The organism is Pseudomonas sp. FG13, assembly GCF_057809755.1.
Genome location: NZ_JBMDKO010000051.1, coordinates 19,951 through 39,665, shown reverse-complemented (window position 1 = coordinate 39,665; position 19,715 = coordinate 19,951). Strand labels below are relative to the sequence as shown.

Genomic DNA, 19,715 nt, shown 5'->3' with positions numbered 1-19,715 from the left:
CTGGATCGCTCCCACAGTTTTTGCGCGGGGCCACGCAAAGGCCGCGCGCACCCCAGATCCAATGTGGGAGCGAGCCTGCTCGCGATAGCGGTGGGTCAGTTTCAGAAGTGTGGGGTTACTGTCCCACCCTCACGATTGAAATTGATCGACCAACCACCCCTTCAGACGCACGCAAGCAGGATCCTCTTTCTTGTCCTCATTGATCATTAGGTACTGGATCGATTCTCTGAGCGACAACTCTTCCGCGACCGGCCTAACCAGACGACCTTGTTGCACGAGATGCCTCACCAGATGATCCCAGCCCAGCGCGACGCCTTGATCATCCAGGGTCATTTGCAGGAGGAGGCTGTAGTCGTTGCTGCTGAAGTAATGCGGGCTGTCCGATACGGGCAGTTGCAAATCCTGGGACTGATAGGCGAACCATACATTCCAGTCGATCTGCTCCGACTGTTGGGAACGACCATAGGGATTCAGGTCCAGCAGGGTACTGTTACGTACGCCTTCCAATGTGCGCAGTTCAGGATGCGTCTCCAGATAGCGTGGTGTGCACACCGGATAGATAACTTCGTGAAACAGCGCCTGACGCAAGTAGCCGGGGTAGTGCTCGCTGCTTTTGGCGATGAAGATATCCGGATTGATGCCGGGCTCCATGGTCAGGAAGTGCTGGGTGGTGATGACGTTCAAGTCAATGTCGGGATTGGCGCTGAAAAAGTCCTTCAGCTTATGGGATAGCCAAAGGGTCGACATGGCGGGCGTACAGCACAGGGTGAGAATGTGTTTTTCGCTTTTTTTGCGGCGGATTCTTTCCGTGGCCTGGAAAATGTTGAGCAACGACAGCTGCGCGGCATCGAATAGCGCGGCTCCCGACGGCGTCAGCTTGAGTTCTCTTCCCGTGCGAATAAGCAACTCTGTGCCCAGGTACGTTTCCAGATCGCGAATCTGGCGGCTGATCGCCGCCTGAGTGACGCATAACGCCTCGGCCGCCCGGGTAAAGTTGCGATACCTGGCTGCTGCGACAAAGGATCTCATGGCCTTGAACGAGGGCATTTTCATCAGCGCCTGATCAGGCGGGGCGTTTCGTGCCATAACAAAAACTACCTGTTTAGCCGGAAAAAAAGTTGATTCAGCCCGGCGATCATCGATGCCTACACTCTACCGCACGGTGCCCTGAGCAACGTTAGCGCGAGCACAACGAACAAGGAAAACAAATGCCCTGCCAAAGTGGAAAAGAAGCTTTCATGCAAGGTATTCGTGCGCTCCTTCCATTGACGCCGGGTGTCGTCCCATTCGGGCTGGTGACGGGGGTCATGGCCATTGAAATGGGCTTGTCACCCGGCATGAGCATGGGCATGACGCTGCTGTTCTATTCCGGCTCCGCCCAAATGGTTGCACTCCAGTTGTTGCACAACGGCGTCGTGCCGGTGGCGATTGTGGCCACGGCCTTGGTCATCAATCTACGTTTCATCATGTACAGCGCTTCCCTGGCGCCGCACCTGCACCAATTGCCCCGTCGCTGGACCTGGCCGATGGCTTACCTGCTTTCGGACCAGGCCTATGCACTGTGCAGCTTGAAGTTTTCATCGGGTGAATTGGGAGCATTCGCCCATCATTACTATGCCGGTACGGCGGTGGGCATGTGGCTGGCCTGGCAACTCTCGGTGCTGGCCGGGGTGTACTTGGGCGCGAGCATCCCTGACACCTGGTCCTTGAGTTTTGCCATACCACTTTCCTTCCTGGCGTTGCTCATTCCCGGACTGCGGAGTCGGGCAAGCTGGGGCGCCGCGGCGGTCGGCGGACTGCTTGCCGTACTGGCCGTCAAGCTGCCCTACAACCTGGGGTTGATCACGGCCTCCATCGGCGGAGTTCTGGCCGGGTTGGTGATTGAGAGCATTTCAAACCGTGCAACCGCCGATGGCATCGAAGGAGAGCCATCATGAGTGATCTATCCTTGTGGGGCCTGTTCCTCGCGGCGGGTCTGGGAACCTTCGCCATGCGACTGTCTTTCATCGAGCTCTATGGCCGCTGGCGGATTCCACCCCTGATGCGTCGGGCCTTGATGTACGTGCCGGCGAGCGTCTTGGCGGCCCTGGTTCTGCCTGCGGTGATCTATCCCAACGGGCAAGGGGCATTGGTGTTGGAGAACCCTCAGATACCGGCAGCGATTGCGGCGGCGTGGGTGGCCTGGCGCTGGCGCAGTACGCTGCTGACGTTGGTGGTGGGGATGCTGGCGTTGTGGGGCGTGAAGTTCATCGGGCTTTGATTGCGCGGGGCTATCGGATAGCGGCAACGCCGGGCACTTCCATGTTTATCCGGCGCCAGAACGCTTCGGCAAAGCTGTAGACCGAGAAGGCGATCAACCCCAGGGCCATCAACATCAGAACGACACTGCCGGCAGGCAGGTTCTGAAGGGCGTCGAGCGCCTCCCTCATTCCCGGTGGATCCATCGCCTGGTAGCTCGAACCACTGATCGCCAGCAGGAGGGCGATTTCGATGAAGACCACGCCACGGGCGATCAGACCGAATCGCGACACCGGACGGACATAACGCATGACCTCTTCGTCCGCTTCGAAGTACTTCTCGAACGAAGCCTTCCAGCCCTTGAAGATATGAGCGAGGCCTGTGCCCAGCGGGACCAGGGCCATCATGTAGATCAGCATATTGGAGTGTTCCCAGGACAGCAGATGGGCCAGCAGGTCCTTGGTCTGTCCACCGCCTGAACCACTGGAACTCCTAAGTCCGCTGATAAGCAGGCCCAAGGCAAAAAAGGCCAGCGCACCGTTGACTGCACCTCCCGCCAACAGGCCTGCCCGTATCACCAGGCCTTTCAAGTCTTTGCCATGATGGTCCACGTCTTGCGTCGCTTGCAGAATGCGCCACCCGGCGAAGGCGAGCAGACCCGCTACCACCAGACCGACCAATACGTGCCCGAATGGCTGGCTCAGCAACGCCTCCAGGCTTTTGTGGCTGTCCTTGGGGCGGCTCGAATCCTGGGCCGCCAGCAAAGCGAAGATGCCGATGATCAAGTAGATAACGCCTCGGGCGGCGTAACCGCCCCGAGCGAGTACAACAAGGCCCTTGTGTGCGGACATGGTCTGATTCCAGAAGCGTGATAAGGAGAAGACCTGTCGAGGTGGGAGGCGTTCGATCGAAGTGAAAGGCAGCGTAGCGGCGGCACGGGAGGGCGGCTGCGCAAGTCCGTTGCAGCGCCTGGAGGTTCAGCCGTCTTTCAATGAAACAGTTCGACAGTCATCGGCGTAACACCAATAACCCCGCACCCAGGATCAGCGACATTCCACCCCAGGTCAGCCCGTCCGGCACCTCGTCAAACAGCCAATACCCCCAGAAACAGGCAAAGACCAGGTAGGCGTAGTCAAAAGTGCCGATCAGCGCGGCCGGTGCGATTTGATAGGCCTTTGCCGTCGCGGTATTGATAGCAATCAGGGCGATGGCATACCCGCAGACAAAGACCAGCCCTTGCCAGCCGAGTGGTTGCCAGGCCGACAGCAGGAAAGGGGCCCGGTCGGCGAGGGTTCCGTTGTCGAAAAAAGAGGCGATGCCGCCGAGGCTGGCTGCAATCAGGAACGCCACGTTCAGTCCCAGCGCCAATATCAGAGGATGTTCGTTGCGACAGTGACGGCGCGTTATCACCATGGCTATCGCATAGAAAACGGCGCCAATGACGGGCAGGAGGGCGGCAAGGTTAAAGGCGTCCGCTCCAGGGCGCAGCACCAGGGCGACGCCCGCAAAACCCGTCCCGATAGCGATCCAACCAAGAAGGGAGAGTTTCTCTCCACCATAAAAAGTCGAAAAAAGCGCAATGAACAAGGGCGTGGTGTAGATGGCTACGGCAGCCACGGACAGCGGAATGAGCGGCAGGGCTGAGTAGTAGGCCACCCACATCAGCAACAGCGAGATACTCCTGGCCACCACCCAGCCCACCGAAGTGACCTGCAGTTGCCCGGATCTGAGCCCAAGCAGCAGCCAACCACCCAGCAGTGGCACCGTCAGGCAGGACACCAGCAGGAACAACTGCCATAACGCCAATCGATTGCTGAAATATTTCACCGATGCATCGGCCAGCGACAGCAGCAGGACCGCGCCGACGATCAGTGCGATACCCTGATAAACTCGATCATGTTTCGCCGCGAGGTGACCCATGTTTTCGCCTCCGTGGCCGTTCGTGATCCAGCCCTGTCTATAAGGGTATCGATGCTCAAGGCCCGAAGCGCCTTGTCGGTTCTGGAACGCCATCCTCCAATCGACTGATCTACAATGGCCCCTCTTCAACAGAGGCCGGTCTTTCGTGGATGTGTTTCCCGTGATCTACAAGCAACTGGTCGAGTGGGTGATCACCCCCATCACCGAACAGTTCTACAGCATTTTCAGTTTCAATGGCCGCCTCGGGGTTTTGTTCCTCTGTGCGTCCTATGGCGTGGCCTATGGCCTGTTCCGTTTCAGAAAGCAACGCGGCCTGACCGAAGCCCGTTCGTTCTGGCAGTTCATCGGTGGCAGTCGGGTCTATTTCCATCGCTCCGCCTGGTTGGATTGTCGCTACTACCTCCTGCGGACGACGCTCAAGATTGCGCTCATGTTGCCCATCGTTCATCTGGTCGATCCGTACATCCTGCGGTCCGGGGACTACCTGGCATTTTTCAACAACCTCTGGGGCGCGCGACCGCGCTCGGGGGAGGCGCTGTTGCTGGCCTTGCTCTATGGGCTGGGGGTGTTCCTGGTAAAGGATTTCGTCCACTACTGGACGCACCGGGCGTTTCATTCGCGCTGGCTGTGGGCATTCCACAAAGTCCATCATTCGGCATCGGTGCTGGTACCGGCGACGGCGAGCCGGATTCATTTTGTGGAGCGGATTGCCGGAAACCTCGGCGTTACCGCCTGTCTTGGCCTGTACGCCGGGGGCTTCTGGTACCTGAGCGGTGGTGAGATCAGCCACTACACACTGTTTGGCATGACCTACCTGGTGTTCATCTTCAACAGCCTGGCGGCCAATTTGCGCCATACCCATGTCTGGCTGTCATTCGGCCCGGTGCTCGAACACGTGTTGAACAGCCCCGCCCAGCATCAGATCCACCACAGCGATGCCCCTCGTCATTTCAACCGGAACTTCGGTACGAACCTGTCACTCTGGGACTGGATGTTCGGCACGCTCTACGTCACCAGCGCCCGGCCCGAGGCGCTGCGCTTTGGTACCGGGGAGCAGGATCAGCAGCGGTACCGGACGGTCTATAGTCTGATTGTCACCCCCTTTGTCGAGATCGCCGGCAAGCTATTGTTGAAACGCTCGCGAGGGGGCGAGAGGGAGACGCCGTATTCATAGCGTCTGGCGTTGCACGAGCAGCGGATACAAGAAAACAAGAAACCTCCTACTTTCCATACAGAAACGCCCAAAGCCAAGAAGAGCTATCGTGCAATCTCAACGTTTAAGGCCTTGAAATGAGGTCGCATCTTTGGGAGGTTGGGAATGGAATCGCGTGTCGTGAAGCTTGAGACCCATGTCGAATATATCCGGCATGAACTGAACGGAATGGGCGTGGACCTGCGGGAACATCGCACCGAAACCAGGCTGGACTTCAGGGTTCTGTTCGCAGCCTTGATCGTGGCCTCACTGGGACTGGCCGGGATGATGGCCAAGGGGTTTGGCTGGTTATGAATGAAAGCCCCTGATTCGAGTCGGGGGCTTCGGTTTCCAGCATTTCCACGCCTTACAGAGCGGACCCGGCGGGTGCTGCATCCAGGCGTCGCGCAATCACATCCATCACATCACAGCCATCGCGCAGGGATATGCAGCAAAGCTGCGCCAGGTCCTGAAGGGTCGTGGGATCAATAGGGCGTTCGTCACGCATTGCGATATTTTCCAGGAACTGGGTGACGGCTCGGATTCGGTAGCCCGCTGCGTCAAGGAGTACGTGGAGCGGAGCGGTGGTGTCGACGTATAAGGGTTGGTCGTCGGCGTTGCTGGTAAGGCTCATGTAGCGGTTCATAGGTAAGCTCCACTGGTAAGTTTCGCCACCAATCGTCGCCAAACGAATGGGTGGCAACTGTACGCAGGTTGGCGAACCGGAGTGGAAGCCGGCAGACCCGAAGGTCTCCCGCGTACAGCTGCCATAACGACAACTCTACAGATGCAAGAGCGCCTGCAACAAGCAAGCGCTTTCGCATCCCACTACGGGTCGCCAAACCCGGTCGCCATCTGGACGACGCCAAAACTATAGTCGCCACGGCAAAAATGACGCAAGGGGTTGATTCGGCAGACGATTCCCAATGTTATGTAGGAGGTTGCCATAGCTTGTGCGAAGCTTTTTGCCGGCCGTTCACGGTGCGCCAACTCGATTATCCCAAGATATGTAGGACATTGCCGTAGGCCAATCAGCCATCTCTGCCACGCTCCCACGATTTAATACGTTCCATCCTTCAGAATCCGTCGCACATTCCCACACTCAGCGGGATAATACGCACCGGTCTGAAGCCGGAGTGCTTCGTACCTCGACTGAATGGGCGGCAGAAGGATCTAACGCAATGACAGACTGGCTGCAAAGCTATGGGGAAATGGCCGAGCGGGTGCGGCGCCATGATTGGGCGAGCACGCCCCTTGGGTTACCGAAGCAGTGGCCCGATGTACTCAAGACCACCGTGGCCCTCAGTCTCGCCTCCCATTTTCCCCAGGCCATTGTGTGGGGGCCGGACCTGATCATGTTGTACAACGATGCCTTTGTGCCCATTCTCGGCAGTAAGCCCGATGCGCTGGGGCGGCGGTTCGATGAGGTCTGGCGGGAAGCCTGGAGCGAAATCGGCCCGATCGTGCAGGGGGCCTTCGACGGGCAGGCGACCTATATCGAGAACTTCCCTCTCGTCATCGAGCGTGGCGAAGGTCCCGAGCAAGCTTATTTCACGTTCTGCTACAGCCCCATCCGTGACCAGTTCGGCAAGGTCGTGGGCATGCTCGATACCGTCACCGAGACCACCTCGACGGTGTTCATGAACCAGCGCCTGGCGGTGTTGGATGCCATCGGTACCGCCGTGGCGAACGTCACCGATCCGCAAGACATCATGGCGGCCACCACGCGAATCCTGGCGGCGCACCTGAACCTGTCCAATTGCGCTTATGCCGACATGGATGAGGACGAAGACGGTTTCACGATTCGCGGCGACTGGGCCAGGGCGGGCTCGCCCAGTATTGTCGGGCATTACCGGTTGGCGGATTTCGGTCGACTGGCCGTCGCCAACCTTCGGGCCGGCAAGGCATTGGTGGTCAACGACAACCGGGTGGAACTGGCACCGCAGGAGGCGGCGACGTTCCAGTCCCTTGGCATTGCGGCGACCATTTGCGTTCCGCTGATCAAGGGCGGGCGGTTGACGGCGTTGATGGCGATCCATGACAAAACGCCCCGGTGCTGGTCTTCATACGATCTGGCGCTGCTCAAGGAAGTCACCGAGCGATCCTGGGCCCATATCGAGCGCGCACGTGCGGACGCCGCCGTGCGGGAAGGCCTGGCGGCGCTGGCCGAGTTGAATGCAACGCTTGAGGAGCGGGTCGAGGAACGCAGCATGCGCCTGAAACAGACTGAGGCAGCGCTGCGCCAGTCGCAAAAACTCGAAGCCATCGGCCAGCTCACCGGCGGCGTGGCCCATGATTTCAACAACCTGCTGACGATCATCCGTTCTTCCGTCGACTTCCTGCGTATGCCCGGTCTGTCCAATGAGCGCCGCCAGCGCTACATGACTGCGGTTTCCGAAACGGTGGATCGGGCCGCCAAGCTGACCAGCCAACTACTGGCATTTGCCCGACGCCAGCCGTTGAAACCCGAAGTCATCGATGTCGGCAAACAGGTGCAGAACCTGGGGGACATGCTGGAAACCATCACGGGCGCGCGGATGCAGGTCAAGGTCGAGTTGTGCGATCGACCTTGCTACATCCGTGCGGACCTGAGCCAGTTCGAAACGGCCCTGATCAACATGGCGTTGAATGCCCGGGATGCCATGAACGGCCAGGGCACATTGTGGCTTCGGCTCAAATGTGGTGAAGGCATGCCGCCGATTCGTGGCCATGCCGGGTCTGGCCAGCCCTTTGTCGCCGTGACCCTGGCGGACACCGGGACGGGTATTGCCTCGGAAGACCTCGAGCACATTTTCGAACCTTTCTTCACCACCAAGGAGGTGGGCAAGGGCACGGGGTTGGGGTTGTCCCAGGTGTTCGGCTTTGCCAAGCAGTCCGGTGGCAACGTCGATGTTTCGACCGTTGTCGGGGAGGGCACCGTGTTTACCTTGTACCTTCCGGAAGTCGAAGCCGAAAAGCGGCATGAACCCACCAGGGAAGAATCCACGCACCTGATACTGGAAAAGGGCAGGCGCCGGGTGTTGATCGTGGAAGATAACCTGGAGGTAGGACGTTTTGCCAACCAGATCCTGCAGGACCTGGGGTACGAAACCGCCTGGGCGACCAACGCCGAAGAGGCGCTGGAGATGGCCGGCCCGGACGCCGCTGCGTTCGATGCGATATTTTCCGATGTGGTCATGCCAGGCATCGGCGGCATCGCCCTGGCTCGGGAATTGCGTCGGCGCCGTAAGGACTTGCCGGTGATTCTGACTTCGGGCTACAGCGAGGAGCTTGCCCATAGCGGCCCTGAAGGCTTCGAGTTCTTGCCCAAGCCATATTCGGCCGACCAGGTTTCCCGGATTCTAAGCCGCACGATGCGCGCCGCCGATTGAGTGTTTCCCTTTTGAAACAGTGGGTTCCATTCGTCGGGCAATGTTCGTGTGGTCGTGCGGTCCGTTGATGACCGGCTAGTCTCAAAGTCGTGAAGGTCGATATTTTTCAGGCCGTCGGGTGATGCCGGTATCGATCTCGATGAAAAGGGGAAAGGCGATGGGAGCACCGTACAGCGAGGAAGTCGCAGCCGCATATCCGATCAATGAAGGGCTGCAGTGTGGTCAATCGGCGTATCGGTCGGACTTTGGCGATGAGCCGATCAAGTCCATCCGGACGAAGGTTGCAAAAGTGCAGCGAGGGGAAAAAGCCAAGTTCCTGCCCAGGGTCCCTGCCCGCAAATAACGCAGCACAGCCCCGCCACTGAAGACACATGCTGTTCATTCAAATTGGATGAGCCTGTGGCGAGGGAGCTTCTCCCACTTGGGGCCAGGCATTCACAAAGCGCTCCGCTGTGCAGCCTGGCTGGGGCGAGCTCCCTCGCTTCAGACTATTCCCGCCTGCGATGTAAATACGTTTACTTTTTTTCCTACGAGCGATTTCTTTCACGTTTCTTTCACACTCGGATACGTAGGCTGAACTCATCCGTTAGAAAGCAGTACCTGCCCGTTTCCCCAGCGGGCTTTTTTTTACCTGTCATAAAACTCCCCTTATGGTCGTTGTCCAAACAGCAGGGTTGATGCTGTTTGGCGTAAACTCGCGCCCGCGCGCACCGGCCATCTTTCCCGATGCGGCATTCTTGAGGTTTTTATCATGCGTTTGACTTTGTCCACCCTGGTGCTTGGGCTCGTGGTTGCCCAAGGTGCGATGGCGGCTGGCGATGGTACCGCTGCGATCGGCGGTGGCCTTGGCGGTGTATTGGGTAATGTGGTCGGCCAGCAGATGGGCGGCAGCACAGGTGCTGCGATTGGTGCCGGTGTCGGCGGCGCGGCTGGCAGTGCGGTAGGCGCTCGCAAGGGCAGCCGTACAGAAGCAGCCATTGGCGGCGGCCTGGGGTCGGCCGGTGGTTCGATTGTCGGTAATCGCCTGGGTGGCTCCTCCGGTTCGACCATCGGCGCGGGTATCGGCGGCGCGGCGGGTGGTGCGTTGGGCAGCAACCTGTCCAACGACAACGACCGTCATTCCGGCAAGAAGTACAAACACAAAAGAAAGCATCGCTGAGTCGATGTCTGACTGTGGAAGCCCGGCCTTGTGCCTGATGCCGGTCAGTTCAGGATCAAACGGTGCAAACCCTGTGGGAGCAAAGCTTGCTCGCGATAGCGGCAGGTCGGTCAACGTTATTGCTGACTGACTTACCGCTATCGCGAGCAAGCTTTGCTCCCACGGTTGGGCGTTGTGCCGATTTTTTCCTTTCCTGGTATTTGTCGGAACGTTTACTGTCCCTGCGCCTCGAATTGATACATCCATGTGCAAAGCGAGGTGTGCCATGACGCCGGAAACCGAAGGCAAGGAAGAAAAAGGCCCGTCGGCTCTGCCTTCCGTCAATGATCCGGGCAATGAAGATCCCGGTTCGCTGATGGATGATGCCTTGGTTCCCTTGATCGAGACCGAGGACGAAACCCCGGAATACCCGCTGCCTTCGCCAACCAATTCCCTGAGTCGAGACCAACGGCCGCCGGATGATGAAACCGGCGCGGAGCCGGGGCCGAGCGAGGACGAGGAGGTCGAGGCGAGCCCGGATGATCCGGATATCGCCGGTGATGATGCTTCCGGCAAACCGAGCTGACGGCCCGGGCCGCCTGTCGATTTTCCGGCACCATCTGCACGCCCCCGTTGCCACATCAGGTAGGTACTTCGAAAAGGAGACTCACCATGATGAAGTCAAACATGACGGCAATGACCCTCGCCGGCATTCTCTCAGTCAGTTCAGTCGTTGCTGTCGCTCAGTCTTCGGGCGGCAGCCCGCCTGTGGATAAGGGCGGCATGCCACCTTCGACTCAAATGGATGCCGGCCGGACCTCCGACTCCAACGCCAATGCCAACGCGCTGCCTCCCGGTTCCGTGAGTGGCGGCAATGGCGGCGACGCCAGTGGCAGCAGTACGAGCCCCGGCACCGGCAGCGGTTCCACCAGCGGTGGCAGCACCATGGGCGGCGATTCCTCCAGCAGCGGAACCGCGGCCGGTAGCAGCGGCGGCGGTAGCTCGGGCGGCTCCAGCAGCTCAAGCCAATGACCAAGTCCTGATGGAACCCGGTAGGAGCTGTCGAGCATAGCGAGGCTGCGATCTTTTCCCTATGTTCACGAGTTTTGGGAAGATCAAGATCAAAAGATCGCAGCCTCGCTATGCTCGACAGCTCCTACGGGATGTTCGTACGATTTCCCGTTGCCTCATCCGGGCCCCCCTCGCTATCCTGCTGAATCCTTTAAGGCAAACACGTTGCTCCGGTCGCACCTGAGCCATCCCTGGAATGTTGTGTTGATAACGGATCAGATGCGATGAATGCACCCCTGAAAGAGTTTGGCCCGATCAAAGCCGTGATTTTCGACATGGATGGGCTGCTGCTGGACACCGAGGGCATCTATACCGAGGTCACGTCCATCATCGCCGAGCGCTACGGGCGCACGTTCGACTGGAGCGTCAAGCAGAACATCATCGGCCGGGGGGCCGGGGATCTGGCCCGCTATGTGGTCCAGGCCCTGGAGCTACCGATTACCCCGGAGGAGTTCCTGGTGATCCGCGAGCCGTTGATGCGCGAGCGTTTTCCCCATGCCCTGGCGATGCCGGGCGCCGAGGAACTGGTGCGCCACCTCAAGGCCAGTGGCGTGCCCATTGCGGTGGGCACCAGTTCATCACGCCATACCTTTGCTTTGAAAACCACTTTGCATCGGGACTGGTTCGCGCTGTTCGACTTCATTGTCACTGCGGACGATCCGGAGGTGGGCGCGGCAAAACCGGCACCGGATATCTTCCTGGTGGCGGCCCGTCGCCTGGGCGTTGATCCTCGTGATTGCCTGGTGTTCGAGGATTCACCGTTCGGCGTCACGGCAGCGAAGGCGGCAGGCATGACAGCCATCGCCATCCCGGATCCGGCCATGGCCGACGAAAAATATACTCACGCCGACGGGATCATCCGTTCGCTGAAAATGTTCCAGCCAGGGCTCTGTGGCCTGCCGGAGCTGGAGCGGGCCTGACGATCCGCAGCGACACAACGAAACGCCGGTCATGGTTGAAGCCATGACCGGCGTTTTTTTCATGCCCGGATCACGCGCCGAAACCACCGTCGATGGTCAGGCTGGCCCCGGTGATATAGGCCGCTTCCGGACCCGCCAGGTAGGCGACGAAGCCGGCGATTTCGTCCGCCTTGCCGTAGCGCCCGATGGCCATCAGTTGCATCAGGCTGGACGCGAAGTCGCTGTCGGCCGGGTTCATGTCGGTGTCGACCGGGCCAGGCTGTACGTTGTTGACCGTGATCCCCCGCGGGCCAAGGTCACGGGCCAGGCCTTTGGTCAGGCCTACCAACGCGGCTTTGCTCATGGCGTAAGGAGCTGCGCCGGCAAAGGGCACGCGGTCGGCGTTGGTGCTGCCGATATTGATCACCCGACCGCCTTCGGTCATGTGGCGCGCGGCGGCCTGGGTGGCGATGAACACGCTGCGTACGTTGACGGCCAGGGTCTGGTCGAAGTCCTCGAGCTTGAACTCGTCCAGCGGTGCCATCGCCAGGACACCAGCATTGTTGACCAGAATGTCCAGCCCGCCGAAGGCTTTGGCAGTCGCTTCGACGGCGTTGCGGATGGCATCGGCGTCGGCGCTGTCGGCTTTGATCGCCAGGGCCTTGCCGCCCGCTGCCGTGATGCTGTTCTGCAATTCTTCAGCCTTGGCGGCTGAGCTGACATAAGTGAAGGCCACTGCGGCACCTTCTGCGGCCAGGCGCTTGACGATGGCGGCGCCGATGCCGCGGGAACCGCCCTGGATCAAGGCGACTTTACCGTTCAATGTGTGAGTGCTCATGATGTTCTCCAAAATGTACCGGGGCGAGATGCCGCGGCGATGGGGTGAGTATCAGGATGCGGTGCCACCTTGTGTAGACGGTTTTTGCTACAGTCTGTATCAACCAAAAGTTTAGAGTGGCGCCAGTGGAGACTTTCAGCAGTATCGAATGTTTTGTGCGTAGCGCCGAAGTCGGCAGCTTTGCCGAAGCCGCGCGCCGCCTGAGCGTGACCCCGGCGGCGGTGGGTAAAAGCGTCGCCAAGCTTGAGGCGCGTCTGGGTGTGCGGCTGTTCCAGCGTAGCACCCGTAGCCTGACACTGACTGAAGCGGGCCAATTGTTCCTGGGTGAAGTGAGCAGCAGCCTCAATACCATCCAGAACGCCGTCGCCAACCTCGCCAGCGCCGGTGGACAACCGGCAGGAACCCTGAAGGTGAGCATGGGCACCGCGTTCGGTCGATTGTATGTGGTGCCATTGCTGGGGGACTTTTTGCGGCGGTATCCGGCGATCAACCCGGACTGGCATTTCGATAACCGCCAGGTCGACTTGATCGGCCAAGGCTTCGATGCAGCCATTGGCGGCGGGTTCGAACTGCCCCCGGGAGTGGTCGCACGCAAGCTGACGGTGGCTCACCGGGTACTGGTCGCCGCGCCGTCCTATTTGCAGCAACAGGCTCCGGTGGTCGAGCCGGAAGACCTGGCACAGCACCAGGGCATCTTGATCCGCTCACCGCAAACCGGTCGCATCCGTTCATGGCAACTGACCAGCCGTAGCCGGCAACACAGCCCGTTGACGCTCAAAGTGCGCATGACCATGAGCGATTCGGAGGCCGCCTGCGCTACCGCAAGCCAAGGGCTGGGGATTGCCTTGGTGAGCATGCCGTTCGCCGCACCCTATCTAAAGAGCGGTGCTTTGCAGCGGGTCTTGCCGGACTGGTACGTCGACGATGGCAACATTTCCATCTATTACGCCGAGCACAAACTGCTGCCGGGCAAGACCCGGGCGTTTGTGGACTTCATCATCGAGCAGTTTGCCGCGCAAGGGTTGGGGGAGCGGTTCAGCGCGGTGTGAGCCTGGCTTCAGACCGAGCTGCCTCCATCGCGAGCAGGCTCGCTCCCACATGAATCTGGAGCGCAAACAAATCCCCTGTGGGAGCGAGCCTGCTCGCGATAGGGGCGACGCGGTCTACAGCTGTGAACTCACCGCCCAAACCGCCCCGGCCAGCCAATGATGGTCTTGGGCCGAGGCGTCGCATAGGTGCGCACTTTCGAAGTCGACAGGCCCAACCGCACCAGGGATTCGGCAATGGTCACCGCCGCCGTCACCCCATCGACCACCGGCACTCCGGTGCGTTGGCGGATCTGCTCATCGAGCCCGGCCATGCCGCCACAGCCCAGGCAGATGACTTCGGCCTTGTCCTGGCTCACCGCCAGCTCGGCCTGACGGACGATGGCTTCGACTGCTCGCTGCGGGTCTTCCTCCAGCTCCAGCACCGCCAGGCCACTGGCCCGCACCGAGGCACAGCGGTCGTACAGGCCGGAAAGCTTGAGGCGGTCTTCGATCAGCGGCACGGTGCGGTCCAGGGTGGTGACCACCGAATAGGCATGGCCGAGGAACATGGCGGTGCTGGCGCCCGCGTCGGTGATGTCCACCACCGGGACGTCGAGCAGTTCCTGCAGACCTTCGCGGCCGTGCTCGCCATAGCCGGCCTGGATCACCGCGTCGAACGGTTGGTCGTAGGACATCACCCGATCCATCACGGCGATGGCGGCCAGGTAACTTTCGAAATTGCCTTCAACGGAGTCGGCACCGAAATGCGGTGTGAGCCCGACGATTTCGGTGCCGGGGGCGGCCACGGCCTGGGCTTGTCGGGCGATGGCCTCGGTGATGGATTCGGTGGTGTTGACGTTGACCACAAGAATTCGCATGAGCAGTTTCCTTTAACGCAGAAAAGACGGCGGCCCGGAGCGGCGGGCCGCCTTGAACGATCAATGGCTGACGTTATCCACAGCGATGGATTCACCGCTGACGTCCTCGTAATACGCTTGGCGCTTGGCGATGATCAGGTACAGCAGGCCGGCAATCGAAGCACCGATCAGCCAGGAGAACGGTGAAACACTATCGAAGCCGGGCACCAGCGCCAGGACGATCGCGATCAGCGCCGCCGGGATGAATGCCGCCACGGCCCGCAGGTTGACCCCGTTGCTGTAGAAGTACGCACCGTTCGGATCCTCGCTATACAGCTGCGGCACGTTGATACGACCTTTGCGCAGCAGCCAGTAGTCGACCATGATCACGCCGTACAGCGGGCCGAGCAGGGCACCGAGCCCGGACAGGAAGTACACGATCACCAGCGGGCTGTTGTAGAGGTTCCACGGCAGGATCAGCACGGCGATGGCGGCGCTGATCAACCCGGCGCGGCGGAAATTCAGGTACTTGGGCGCCAGGTTGCTGAGCACGAAGGCCGGCGCGACGAAGTTGGCCATGATGTTCACTGCCACGGTGACGATCAGGAACGCCAGGCAACCGAGCACCAGGAAAAAGGTGTTGGGGATCGAGGCGATCACTTGGGTCGGGCTCTCGATGATCTGTCCGTTGATCTGGAACTGCGCACCGCACAACAGGACAGTGATGGCGGCAAACACCAGAATATTCACCGGCAGGCCCCAGAAGTTGCCGACGATGATGGTCCGACGGCATGGTGAAGAGCGGGCGAAGTCGCAGAAGTTGAGCACCAGCGTGCCGTAGATCGCCAGCCACAGCGCGCCGCCGGCGAAAATGTTGCGCCACATCTCGCCGCCGGTCAGCGGCTCGCGGATCGACCAGGCAATGGTTGCGTCGGCCTGGGTATACATCCACCCGGCCAGGGCCGCAACGGTCACCAGGATCACCGGCCCGGCGAAGCCTTCGTAACGGCGTACCGTTTCCATGCCGTAGGCCAGGATCAGCAGTTGCACGAACCAGATCGCCACGAAACACACCCAGCCCAGGCTCGACAGACCAAGGATCGAGTTGTGGTCGTAGTCGGCGAAGCCTGGATGAATCGCCGTCAGCAGCACTCGGAAAACTACCGACGCGAGGTAGGTCTGAATGCCAAACCAGGCGATGGCGATGACGGCCCTGATCAACGCGGGAATCTGAGCGCCGTGGATGCCGAAGCTGATCCGGCTGATGACCGGGAAGGGAACCCCGGTCTTCTGGCCCATGTAGCCGGACAGGTTCATGAAACCGTACACCAGGGCCGCGCCGATCCCCAGGGACAACAGGATTTGCCAGCCACCCAGGCCCAGTGCATACAGGCCGATGGCGAAGGAATAGTTGGCGATGTTGTGTACGTCGTTGGTCCACAGGGCAAAAATGCTGTAGCGACCCCAACGTCGACCTTCGGCCTTGGTTGGCGCCAGGTCCTTGTTGTGCAGCCTTGGACTCAAGGCCAGGGTGGCTGCGGTTTTGTCATCGAAGGCAGTGGTTGGAGAGGGTAGATCCAGCGCGATGTTATTGGAGAGGCTTGTACGCATTCCGGCAGGCTCCTGATTCTCGGCGCAGCGATGACTGTGCATGAGCGCGAGGCTCGGCAATCTTCGTCGCGGCACGGCGAGCATCATTGGTTACGGGGCATCTGCAGCCTGTACGGGATAGGGCGCTTCAGGCTTGCGGATCTAAAGTGTGTGTATGTTTTATTTGGTTTGTATACAAAACACTTGTCGTCTCAAGCCAGATTTATGCCAGTCAAAGGTCTAACTACAGCAACCTTGATTCCGATTAGTTATCGATTTTAGATAAGTCACTGAAGTTACGGACTTATAAATTGACCGTTTGAACAGGTATTTATTTTCTGAGAATCGGAAGGAGAGAAACGAAGGTCAGCGGGAGAAACGCAAAGGTGTAACTTTTCGGTGCATTTCCTGACGAAGTGCACACAAAAAATGCCACCTGAAGTGACATTTTTGTGTACAGAAAGATCGGCTACGTATCAGGCCTTGGATTTGCTGATGATGTTACCGGCGTGCAAGCCGCATTCCTTTTGCGTGGCCTCCTCCCACCACCAGCGGCCTTCGCGTTCGTGCTGGTTCGGCAGCACCGGGCGGGTGCAGGGCTCACAGCCGATGCTGATGAAGCCGCGCTCATGCAGGCTGTTGTAGGGCAGCTCAAGCATGCGGATGTAGCCCCAGACTTCCTCGCTGGTCATCTGCGACAGCGGGTTGAATTTGTACAGGGTACGCTCCGGCGTGGAGAACGCCGTGTCGATTTCCAGCACAGCCACCTGGCTGCGGGTGCCGGGGCTCTGGTCGCGGCGCTGGCCGGTGGCCCAGGCGCGGACGTCGGACAGCTTGCGGCGCAGCGGTTCGATCTTGCGGATGCCGCAGCATTCGCCATGGCCGTCCTTGTAGAAACTGAACAGACCCTTTTCCTTCACGAAAGGCTCCAGTTTCGCATGGTCCGGTGAGATCAGTTCGATGTCGATCTTGTAGTGCTCACGGACCTGATCGATGAACCGATAGGTTTCCGGATGCAGGCGACCGGTGTCGAGGCTGAATACCTTGACGTTCTTGTTCAGCTTCCAGGCCATGTCCACCAGCACCACATCCTCGGCGCCGCTGAAAGATATCCACAGGTCATCGCCGAATTCGGCGAAGGCCAGCTTGAGGATGTCTTGTGGAGACTTGTTGGCATAGGTCGTGGCGAGTTCCACGACATCAAACGTTGGGCTCATCAGGCGGTTTCCTACAGGTCGGTGGCGCTGCGCGCTCTATAGGCGCTGATGGTAACAAAAGTGGCCGGGGCTGGCGCGTTCCTGTGCGTTGCGGCTAGAGTCGGCAGGCCTTTTGTTCACTCAACCGATAAACATCAGAAAATGGAGTGTCTTGTGGAAATTGCCTGTCTCGACCTGGAAGGTGTGCTGGTTCCGGAAATCTGGATCGCCTTTGCCGAAAAAACCGGGATTGAATCCCTCAGGGCAACCACTCGGGACATTCCCGACTACGACGTGCTGATGAAGCAGCGGTTACGCATCCTCGACGAACATGGGCTCAAACTCGCCGACATCCAGGAAGTCATTGCCACGCTCAAGCCGCTGGACGGCGCCATCGAGTTCGTCGACTGGCTGCGCGAGCGCTTCCAGGTGGTGATTCTTTCCGACACGTTCTACGAATTTTCCCAACCCCTGATGCGCCAGTTGGGTTTCCCGACCTTGCTCTGCCATCGCCTGATCACGGATGAAGGGGGACGGGTGACGGGCTATCAACTGCGTCAGAAGGATCCCAAGAGGCAGTCGGTCCTGGCCTTCAAGAGCCTGTATTACCGGGTAATTGCCGCGGGTGATTCCTACAACGACACCAGCATGCTCGGCGAAGCCGACGCCGGCATCCTGTTCCATGCGCCGGACAATGTGATCCGGGAATTCCCGCAATTCCCGGCGGTACACAGCTTTGCCGAGTTGAAACAGGAATTCCTCAAGGCCTCGAACCGCAACCTGAGCCTGTAACCCCATACGCTGTTGATCGATCGTTCCCACGCAGAGCGTGGGAACGATCAAACAGGACTGTATTGAGGCTCAGAGGCTCAGAGGCTCTGCAAGGTATCGAGCAGCACTTTGACCTTGGTGATCGATTCCTGATATTCCGCCTGCCAGTCCGAGTCCGCGACAATCCCGCCGCCACCCCAGCAACACACCTGCCCATCCTTGACCAGCAGGCTGCGGATGGCGATGGAGCTGTCCATTTCCCCGCGCACGTCCAGGTACAGCAACGAGCCGCAATACAGCCCGCGTCGGGTCGGTTCGAGTTCGTCGATGATCTGCATGGCGCGGATCTTCGGGGCGCCGGTGATGGAGCCGCCGGGGAAGCTGCCGGCGATCAGGTCCAGGGCGTCTTTACCGTCGGCCAATTCGCCGGTCACGCTGCTGACCAGGTGATGCACGTTCGGGTAGCTTTCCAGGCTGAACAGTTCCGGCACGCGCACCGAGCCGGTCCGGCAGGTGCGGCCCAGGTCGTTGCGCAGCAGGTCGACGATCATCAGATTTTCCGCCCGGTCCTTGGGGCTCGCCAGTAGCTCGGCGGCATTGGCCGCGTCTTCGGCGGGCGATGTGCTACGGGGCCGGGTGCCCTTGATCGGGCGGGTTTCCACATGGCCATCGCTGACTCTGACGAAGCGCTCGGGCGACAGGCTCAGCACCGCGCCGCCGTCGGGCAGGCTCTGGAAGCCGGAAAACGGCGTCGGGCACGCCGCGCGCAGGGCCTGGTAGGCTGACCAGGCATCCCCCCGGCAGGGCGCCCGAAAGCGTTGGGCAAAGTTGACCTGGTAGCAATCGCCGGCCTGGATATAACCGTGGATGCGCTCGATTGCCTGCCGATATTCATCGGCGCTGAGGTCGGGGGCCATAGGACTTTCAAGTCTGAAGCCGGACTCTGGCGCCGGGGCCGGCTGGCTGAACAGCGCGATCAGGCGCTGGCGTTCGCTGTCGCGGCAGTGCGGATGGAACACCAGTTGGCTGGTGCCGGCCTGGTGGTCGCTGACCAGTGCCCAGTCGTACACGCCGAAACGGGCATCGGGCAGTTGCAGGTCGTCTATGGCATGAGAGGGCAGGGCTTCGAGGTGCCGGCCAAAGTCATAACTCAGGTAGCCGATCAGGCCGCCAGCGAAAGGCAATTGCAGCGTGCCCGGTAATACAGCGTGCCCCAGTTGCGTCAGTTGAGCGCGCAAACGTTGCAGGAAATCGGCGCCGCTCTCTTCCGGCAGCACCGCCAGTTGTTCCAGCGGCCAGGCACTGAGCAAATCATAGTGCCCACGTTCCGCAGTGGGCCGGCCGCTGTCGAGCAGCACGCTTCCCGGGGCATGACGAATCGCCGCGAAATACTCGGCGGGGTTGGCGCGGTAGGGTAATGGGTGTACGGAACAGGTCGGCATGGGCGGGGTGGGTCGGCCATTCAGGCGGGGTGGCGATTGTAATCCCTGTGTAGGATTTGCTCCTAGAGGGATGTCGGAGATGAGCAAGTCCAGCGACTGGCATAGGTGTTGTGAACGAACATTGTGGCGAGGGGATAAATCCCCTCGCCACAGGTTTTCTATTA

21 protein-coding genes are annotated in these 19,715 nt (G+C 60.0%); 12 read left to right on the top strand and 9 right to left on the bottom strand.

Features of this window, described 5'->3' with window-relative positions; all coding sequences use genetic code 11:
- Positions 1–129: 129 nt before the first annotated feature.
- Positions 130–1,086 carry a LysR family transcriptional regulator gene (locus ACODTO_RS25775; RefSeq protein WP_464709428.1) on the bottom strand — a complete coding sequence of 319 codons (957 nt, stop codon included), beginning with the start codon at positions 1,084–1,086 and terminating at the stop codon, positions 130–132.
- A gap of 122 nt (positions 1,087–1,208) precedes the next feature.
- Here ACODTO_RS25775 and ACODTO_RS25770 point away from each other — a divergent pair, with 122 nt between their 5' ends.
- Both ACODTO_RS25770 and ACODTO_RS25765 read left to right on the top strand, forming a co-directional pair.
- The gene (locus ACODTO_RS25770) at positions 1,209–1,937 is read left to right on the top strand and encodes an AzlC family ABC transporter permease (protein WP_175363528.1); all 729 of its coding nucleotides are present in this window, start codon (positions 1,209–1,211) and stop codon (positions 1,935–1,937) included.
- On the top strand, positions 1,934–2,260 hold the full coding sequence (locus ACODTO_RS25765; RefSeq protein ID WP_139649475.1) for an AzlD domain-containing protein: 327 nt from the start codon (positions 1,934–1,936) through the stop codon (positions 2,258–2,260). Before ACODTO_RS25770 ends, ACODTO_RS25765 begins: the two co-directional genes overlap by 4 nt.
- A 10-nt stretch (positions 2,261–2,270) precedes the next feature.
- Here ACODTO_RS25765 and ACODTO_RS25760 read toward each other — a convergent pair whose 3' ends face one another.
- Together ACODTO_RS25760 and ACODTO_RS25755 are read right to left on the bottom strand one after the other, a co-directional pair.
- Positions 2,271–3,089, bottom strand: coding sequence for a DUF1206 domain-containing protein (locus tag ACODTO_RS25760; protein WP_489107262.1), 819 nt, complete (start codon positions 3,087–3,089; stop codon positions 2,271–2,273).
- Positions 3,090–3,246: 157 nt separating this feature from the next.
- Positions 3,247–4,158 carry a DMT family transporter gene (locus ACODTO_RS25755; RefSeq protein WP_217510166.1) on the bottom strand — a complete coding sequence of 304 codons (912 nt, stop codon included), beginning with the start codon at positions 4,156–4,158 and terminating at the stop codon, positions 3,247–3,249.
- Between the two features lie 145 nt (positions 4,159–4,303).
- Between ACODTO_RS25755 and ACODTO_RS25750 the strand changes: the two genes are divergently transcribed.
- Both ACODTO_RS25750 and ACODTO_RS25745 read left to right on the top strand, forming a co-directional pair.
- Positions 4,304–5,332, top strand: coding sequence for a sterol desaturase family protein (locus tag ACODTO_RS25750; protein ID WP_139649479.1), 1,029 nt, complete (start codon positions 4,304–4,306; stop codon positions 5,330–5,332).
- A 144-nt stretch (positions 5,333–5,476) separates the two neighbouring features.
- Positions 5,477–5,665 carry a hypothetical protein gene (locus ACODTO_RS25745; protein WP_041024573.1) on the top strand — a complete coding sequence of 63 codons (189 nt, stop codon included), beginning with the start codon at positions 5,477–5,479 and terminating at the stop codon, positions 5,663–5,665.
- Positions 5,666–5,717: 52 nt separating this feature from the next.
- Here ACODTO_RS25745 and ACODTO_RS25740 read toward each other — a convergent pair whose 3' ends face one another.
- A complete protein-coding gene (locus ACODTO_RS25740) occupies positions 5,718–5,996 on the bottom strand; it encodes a hypothetical protein (RefSeq protein WP_041024572.1) in 279 nt (92 codons plus the stop codon).
- A gap of 535 nt (positions 5,997–6,531) precedes the next feature.
- Between ACODTO_RS25740 and ACODTO_RS25735 the strand changes: the two genes are divergently transcribed.
- From ACODTO_RS25735 to ACODTO_RS25710, 6 genes are all read left to right on the top strand, one after another.
- Positions 6,532–8,721 (top strand): GAF domain-containing hybrid sensor histidine kinase/response regulator, encoded by a 2,190-nt coding sequence (locus ACODTO_RS25735; RefSeq protein ID WP_139649483.1) that lies wholly within the window; start codon positions 6,532–6,534, stop codon positions 8,719–8,721.
- Positions 8,722–8,842: 121 nt separating this feature from the next.
- A complete protein-coding gene (locus ACODTO_RS25730; RefSeq protein ID WP_241801653.1) occupies positions 8,843–9,064 on the top strand; it encodes a hypothetical protein in 222 nt (73 codons plus the stop codon).
- A 408-nt stretch (positions 9,065–9,472) separates the two neighbouring features.
- Complete coding sequence (locus tag ACODTO_RS25725) at positions 9,473–9,880, top strand: glycine zipper domain-containing protein (protein ID WP_139649487.1); 408 nt, start codon at positions 9,473–9,475, stop codon at positions 9,878–9,880.
- Between the two features lie 265 nt (positions 9,881–10,145).
- Positions 10,146–10,445: a hypothetical protein gene (locus ACODTO_RS25720; protein ID WP_489107263.1), complete on the top strand. Its 300-nt coding sequence runs from the start codon at positions 10,146–10,148 to the stop codon at positions 10,443–10,445.
- Positions 10,446–10,531: 86 nt separating this feature from the next.
- Positions 10,532–10,891: a hypothetical protein gene (locus ACODTO_RS25715; protein WP_139649490.1), complete on the top strand. Its 360-nt coding sequence runs from the start codon at positions 10,532–10,534 to the stop codon at positions 10,889–10,891.
- Positions 10,892–11,154: 263 nt separating this feature from the next.
- On the top strand, positions 11,155–11,850 hold the full coding sequence (locus tag ACODTO_RS25710; protein ID WP_139649491.1) for an HAD-IA family hydrolase: 696 nt from the start codon (positions 11,155–11,157) through the stop codon (positions 11,848–11,850).
- 70 nt (positions 11,851–11,920) lie between these two features.
- On the opposite strand, the gene ACODTO_RS25705 is transcribed toward ACODTO_RS25710, so the two are convergent.
- Complete coding sequence (locus ACODTO_RS25705; RefSeq protein ID WP_489107261.1) at positions 11,921–12,667, bottom strand: 3-oxoacyl-ACP reductase family protein; 747 nt, start codon at positions 12,665–12,667, stop codon at positions 11,921–11,923.
- Positions 12,668–12,792: 125 nt separating this feature from the next.
- Here ACODTO_RS25705 and ACODTO_RS25700 point away from each other — a divergent pair, with 125 nt between their 5' ends.
- Positions 12,793–13,716, top strand: coding sequence for a LysR family transcriptional regulator (locus ACODTO_RS25700; protein WP_139649495.1), 924 nt, complete (start codon positions 12,793–12,795; stop codon positions 13,714–13,716).
- Between the two features lie 128 nt (positions 13,717–13,844).
- Here the strand turns inward: ACODTO_RS25700 and ACODTO_RS25695 are convergent, their stop codons facing one another.
- From ACODTO_RS25695 to ACODTO_RS25685, 3 genes are all read right to left on the bottom strand, one after another.
- On the bottom strand, positions 13,845–14,573 hold the full coding sequence (locus tag ACODTO_RS25695; RefSeq protein ID WP_041021375.1) for an aspartate/glutamate racemase family protein: 729 nt from the start codon (positions 14,571–14,573) through the stop codon (positions 13,845–13,847).
- Between the two features lie 60 nt (positions 14,574–14,633).
- Positions 14,634–16,163, bottom strand: coding sequence for an NCS1 family nucleobase:cation symporter-1 (locus ACODTO_RS25690; protein WP_139649497.1), 1,530 nt, complete (start codon positions 16,161–16,163; stop codon positions 14,634–14,636).
- Positions 16,164–16,618: 455 nt separating this feature from the next.
- Positions 16,619–17,359 (bottom strand): phosphoadenylyl-sulfate reductase, encoded by a 741-nt coding sequence (locus ACODTO_RS25685; RefSeq protein ID WP_139649499.1) that lies wholly within the window; start codon positions 17,357–17,359, stop codon positions 16,619–16,621.
- A gap of 153 nt (positions 17,360–17,512) precedes the next feature.
- On the opposite strand from ACODTO_RS25685, the gene thrH reads away from it, so the two are divergent.
- Positions 17,513–18,130 carry a bifunctional phosphoserine phosphatase/homoserine phosphotransferase ThrH gene (gene thrH, locus ACODTO_RS25680; RefSeq protein ID WP_489107260.1) on the top strand — a complete coding sequence of 206 codons (618 nt, stop codon included), beginning with the start codon at positions 17,513–17,515 and terminating at the stop codon, positions 18,128–18,130.
- Between the two features lie 77 nt (positions 18,131–18,207).
- Here the strand turns inward: thrH and pabB are convergent, their stop codons facing one another.
- Complete coding sequence (gene pabB / locus ACODTO_RS25675; protein WP_489107259.1) at positions 18,208–19,551, bottom strand: aminodeoxychorismate synthase component I; 1,344 nt, start codon at positions 19,549–19,551, stop codon at positions 18,208–18,210.
- Between the last annotated feature and the right edge of the window lie 164 nt (positions 19,552–19,715).